Source organism: Corynebacterium sp. AOP12-C2-36 (assembly GCF_052379185.1).
Classification (GTDB): domain Bacteria; phylum Actinomycetota; class Actinomycetes; order Mycobacteriales; family Mycobacteriaceae; genus Corynebacterium.
This window is the reverse complement of record NZ_JBQSYJ010000045.1, coordinates 1-5,570: the sequence shown is the minus strand read 5'-3', so window position 1 is coordinate 5,570 and position 5,570 is coordinate 1. Positions and strand designations below refer to the sequence as shown.

The 5,570-nt window shown below is 58.4% G+C and carries 3 protein-coding genes and 1 pseudogene; all 4 read right to left on the bottom strand.

What is annotated here, in order from left to right:
* Positions 1 to 1,006 precede the first annotated feature (1,006 nt).
* The gene (locus ACT3UN_RS16275) at positions 1,007 to 2,509 is read right to left on the bottom strand and encodes a hypothetical protein (RefSeq protein WP_444657628.1); all 1,503 of its coding nucleotides are present in this window, start codon (positions 2,507 to 2,509) and stop codon (positions 1,007 to 1,009) included.
* 72 nt (positions 2,510 to 2,581) lie between these two features.
* Positions 2,582 to 3,079: a DUF805 domain-containing protein gene (locus ACT3UN_RS16270; protein ID WP_444657627.1), complete on the bottom strand. Its 498-nt coding sequence runs from the start codon at positions 3,077 to 3,079 to the stop codon at positions 2,582 to 2,584.
* 59 nt (positions 3,080 to 3,138) lie between these two features.
* Entirely contained in the window at positions 3,139 to 3,651 is a 513-nt protein-coding gene (locus tag ACT3UN_RS16265) for a hypothetical protein (protein ID WP_444657626.1), read from the bottom strand.
* A 362-nt stretch (positions 3,652 to 4,013) separates the two neighbouring features.
* Positions 4,014 to 5,570, bottom strand: a pseudogene (locus ACT3UN_RS16260) (hypothetical protein); the annotation flags it as partial.

Genomic DNA, 5,570 nt, shown 5'->3' with positions numbered 1-5,570 from the left:
CCACAAAACACGGACTACCTCGTCGGGAAGATCCGTTATTTGTGACTCGGGACCATCGACCGGCGAGTTGAATACTCGCTGCACCAATACCCCATCCGCGGGCAGGTCATTCTGGGTGGGAATCAGTATATCAAACCACGATGCCCCGGCCAGATGAAGACCCTCGACAGAGTAGGTGTTCCTGGACCACAGCCGCGCACCGTTACTGAGAAGGGTGGGCCCTTCTTGGTGACTGGAGATGCTTCTAGCTGCAGGTGGAAGCGTGTCCTTCCATCCTGTCAGGAGTTCCGCGGGTGACACCAGTCCCGTCAGCTGAAACGAACGCCGATCTCACTGTGGCCGATGGTAATGATACCACCGCCAGCGCGGGCTGCAAACAATTAAGACCCGGAACCCACTCTGGCTTCTAGGATATTCCCGATATCCAACTTCCCACACGTTATGTGATTCAAGAACTGTGATTGCGACCCGTTTCTGTAGTACACTCTATAACCATTATTTGGAGACTTTCTGTAATCCGTGACGTCATCCCAATAAATGCCGATGTCAGCGTATTTAAGAAAGATCCCTTCATCGCAAACGTATACCGATGAGCAACCATTGCTTTCCAGTCTTAGTATTATAGCAATGTAGACCAGCACCGTCGCCAGCGTAAGTAGCGAAAGACAAAGAAAAATCGTGAAGGTCACCGGGGACTTTTCTCTGTTGGATAGTGCTATCTGGGTAAACATCGGAACAAGGGCCAAGATGGAGATAATGAGAAAGGAAGTCAGGTATGATCTAACTTCCACTCCTTGCGGCTTTTGCACATACCGATAAAATATCCGTGGTACCGCAGAGTATGACATGCAAAAAATAGCGGACACTGAGGCGAATGTGAACGCCACAATATCTACAATGGAAAATAGACCATCGGAAACCCTGAAGTAGTAGAAGAAAACGGGAACTGCGCATATGACAGCCCATCCGGATGCTGCAGATGCGACGCTCCGTTCTCGCACGTACGTTATTTCCATAGTGCCTGTATTCCCTTAGTGACGCCGATTCCCACTGCCGTAGCCACTGCGGCGGCTCCGACTACAGCAATAACTGGCGCGGCTACAGGTGCGGCAGCAGCCACTCCTACCGCCGCGAGACCAGAAGCAATAGCAGGGGTGGCAACTGCACCCACGCCCAGACCGGCAGCTCCGCCAAGGACGTTCGAGACATACGCTTCTCCCGCAGGCATTCCCTGCTGGCGGTCAATCTCAGCACCTGCGACTGCTCCCACGCCGGTAAACGCAGGCGATCCCCAGCGGCTTGCACGGAGTAGATCATCAGCCTCAGAGCCCACGCGCTTAGCGGACTCCTCCGCAGCTCCAAAACCGATACCAGTTCCGGTGCTGTTTATCGCCCCGGCAATATCAGACGTCCCGAACGTGGGGTCGGTCACGGACACTTCTGGTTCTCCGGTGTCACTGTTGGTCCCGACAGTGACTTCGTTGCCGTCAGGGTCAGTGAGTTTACCGTCATTGCCACGGCGAACCGGTACCCCTCCAAGGACAGCACCGTTGACCCACTCCCCGGAATCGGGATCGTAGAAACGCCCGGTGTTCGGGTCCGGGTCACCGTTCTGCGAGATATCGTTGCCTGCGTCATCCAGAGGAACAGGGGCTCCGCCGTCGGTACTTACCCGTGAGCCGTCCTGATCCGTGACCTGAGTACTCACCCCAGCGTCCTCACGCTGAGTTGATAGCACCTCTGATGTCGAGTCATCCGGGTTCTGTACATCCATCTCATACTGGTTGTCACCAGTGCGCTGGTAGTCACCATACGACTGACTACCGTCCGGATTGTCGGCCACCACCGTGCCTTGCGAGTTGTCGAAGTTGGCCTGCGAGGTGACATCAGGCTGGACGGCTGCTTGGGGAGTCGGCGCAGTGTCATAGTGCTCGGAGTAATGGGTGCCGTCATCCTGGTTGGACTGGGCGTATGCGGATGTTCCGTCGTCATTGTTGGACCAGGCGTCCCACCCACCGACATCGTTTTTCACGCTACGGGTATCTGTGAACGTCCAGTCCTCGCGCTCGATTCTGGTGTCGACTGTCTGTCCGCCGGTCCCCTCAACGATGGTGTGCGTTGCGGTCTCGCCGTTACCGAGATCTTCGGTCCACGTGTCTCCGTCGGAACGTCCGGTAGTGTCGACAATCCCGACGCTGGATTTCTGCTTGTCGGGGTCGGCCAGGATCGGCAGTAAAGTCGTGCGGTCCGGATCGACGACCTGCACCAACTTGCCATTGTCGCCGGCCGTGTTCCCGGCATCCCGCCTCACCGGCATAGATGCACAGCGCCCATGGTGTGTATCCGGGGCCTGTGGGCCCCCATACCAGTCATCAAAGAACTCCATTGCTGGTACTGAGTCCCGGTCGTTACGTCGGTTCGACCGCTTCTTCGCGTACCACCACACCAGGATGATCGTCGGTGACAGGGTAATGAATACTCCCACGATGGATAGCAGCAGTGAACTCATTGATTCTTCCTCCCACATCGTGCGCTTCGGGGTTCGTCGTTGAGTGCCTGGCGGTGGTGCATGGACTCGGGGTCAGTTGCGGTGATCGGCCTGTGGTGTCAACGTCGTCTGCGCTGGGTGATCCCACGCCGGCGAGCGTTTCTCTGTGCGGGTGGGTAGCAACAGCATGATGAACACCACGATACCTCCGATTATTGGGATGACGCTGATGAAAAACCACAGTCCGGAGAAGCCTGCGTCGTGTAACCTGCGCCACAACAGCGATAGAGAGGGAACCAGAAACACCAGAAACGCGGCCATCCCGAGAACATCGGACACGCGCTGCGAGATGAAAGCTGTCGACAGGAACGTCAGGAGGAAGCTGGTGGCGAAGGTGAAAAGAAAGAACCACCAGTATTCACCTCGGGAGGCGTAGCCTTTGAAGTCGATGGATTTGTGGAAAGCGCGTAGTATCGCCTGGCTGAAGCTGATGCCGTAGTGGGGGTCAGCGAGGATATCCGGGTCATCGTGGGGTGGGGTGTGCGGCCGCGGGCCGTACAGTGGCGGGTACGGGGTCGAGGAATCTGGCATGGTGGGGGCCTTTCCATTCGCTGCGGTGTGTGGGCGGTGCGTGGGCGTTGTTATCGTGATCAGCGATTGCGTAATGCCTCTACAACGATCCTCCCCTCGTCAGCGGCGTCGGTGGCTATTACCGCCCAGACGACACCCCTAGCGATATCGTGGTGAAGGTACTCGGTGACACTGGCGTGGTGACCACTGTCGGTGGTGTAGGTCGCCGACATGCTGAACGTGGTCTCCCGCTCGGTATCGGGGTCCGCAGTAACGACGGTGTCGCGGTAGAGGGGACTGGTTGCCTCCCGTCTCAGCGCGTCGGCTAGAGCGGCGGGAAGCGTCGACGATGCCGTCGGGGAGTAGTGGTGACCGTAGGCGACAACCGTGGGGGAAAAACCCGATGGTCGTGGTGGAGTGGGTACGGCGATAGCCACATTGTCCGTGGAGATGGCTACCTCCCACTGGGGGGCCAGGGCGCCGACGATGTACTCCAGGCATTCCTTGTCCCATGGGGCGGTTGTGCTCAACACGGCGGTGTCGAGCAGGTGCTGCACCGCGGAGAACACGGTGGTGGAGGTGGTGTGGGTCATGGGTGGTCCTTTCTCATGATGGATCTAAAGAGGGTTTTCTCCGCGTGCCAGATGTACCGAGGAGATGGGGGGATTATCGTTAGGCTCGCTCGGAATCGAGATGCGGTTAGAATCGCAAATGATCCAACACATAGACCTACATATGTCAGCATGGAGGTATTTACAAAAGGAAAGGACAGCAAGGGGGTGAACATCAGTAGGGAAAAATTGAAGAATGCAGCTTCTGCTATCTCTTCATTTTTCGGGCACTCTGACCAGCGTTCGCGAATGTGGATGATTGCAAATAGGGTTGCGACATATACTACTATAGTGATGACGCCCCAAATCTTCAGGCCATCCATATTTTCGGTAGTACCACCTTTCTAATTGAAGAAATCTTGAATAGCCTGGCCTACTGGCTCGAATACTCGCTCGCCAAGACCGCCCATGATATATCCTCCTGCAGCTGCTCCGGCTGGTACCAAGATGGGCGCTGCTGGACCTGTGAAAGCGCCGAGGGTGCCACCGACGTATACGCCAGCTGCACCTGCACTGAAACCTCCGAAAGATCTTCCAATAGCTCCTCCGGCATGTTCGGGGTCGTCGATGACATCCGCTACTGTCTGTCCCAGAGTTACAGCATCGCCCACCGCGCCCAATCGTTGGAGATTGCGGGAATCGCCAATTTCGCGCGCGAGCCTTTCTGCTTGGCTTCCCGCTCGATGCTCACCGACGCGGGGACCATTTCCTGTTCTTCCTTGATTGTTTGCGACACGGGCCCCTTGATTGGCATCGCCTACGGCTCCTGCCGCGGTACCTGCGGCTCCCAACACCTGCTCGCCGCTGACACCAGCGCTGCCATCTGCCGCAGACGCGTTGTTGATGGTGTCGGGGACCCAGTCGAAGGTACGGGGCACGAACGGCCCCTCCTTCGGGTTATCGGTGGTGCCCAGGCCGATCTGTTCACCGGTCTGCGGGTTCACCCGCACGGACTGTTGCCCGTCACCGGGACTCACGTCGGCAGAGTTCTGCCCTGGATGGTTGACCACACTCGGTGGATCAGCGGGATTAATCGGGCCGACGTCCTGGACTGCCTGCCCAGCGATCGCTGGATCAGCCCGTGGGGTGTTCGGATCCACAAATACCCCTTGCGGGTTTGTCGGGATCGTGCCCAAGGCTCCCGATGCCTCCGGGGATCCTTCCGGGGCGGCAGAATCGGGCTTGCCCGGCTTGGTGACCTCAGTACGCTGACCATTCTGGATCATCACCTGGGTGGTTTGATCGGTTGCCGCATCATAGTGAATGCTCTCGGCGAAGTTGCCTCCACCCTCCCCGCCATCTTCTGGGGCCGGAAGGTAACGGGTGATGTCGCCGTTGTCCTCTTCGATCTGGGCGGAGCCGTCGTCGAACCGAATGACCTCTGAATCCTCGTCGAGCCCGAGCGGGTCGATGTCGTAGGCACCGTCAGGATCCTTGGCGACCTGATGGCCGTACTCCGAGGGCGCATCGGTCAACGGCTGTTGGTTCGCGGTGCCGCCGGTGCGGCCGTCGGGATCGGGATCCTTAGACGTTGAGGCCCCCGCGCCGATGGGAGCTGCGTTGCGGGTTGCATCAGCACCGCTCGTACCCGATGCACTGTCGGTGTCTGCCGGGTTCTGATTACTGTTGGCCGCTGTTGCCAGGGCGTTGTTGTCGTCGATCTGTTCGGGGGTGTACGTCGCCGGTGTGGGGGCGGGGTCCTGCGGGACATCGGCCGGGTTCTGATTGCTGTTGGCCGCGATGCTGAGGTTGTTGTTGTCCCGTCGCTGCTGTTCAGGATCGGGTTCTGGTGGACCGTCCGGGAACCGCGGGTCCTGAGCCTCCCCGGGAGTCGGGACATAGCCTTCGGCCTCCCGCGCTTCTTTCTGCGCTTGAGCATCCTCCGCCAGGACAGGACCAAT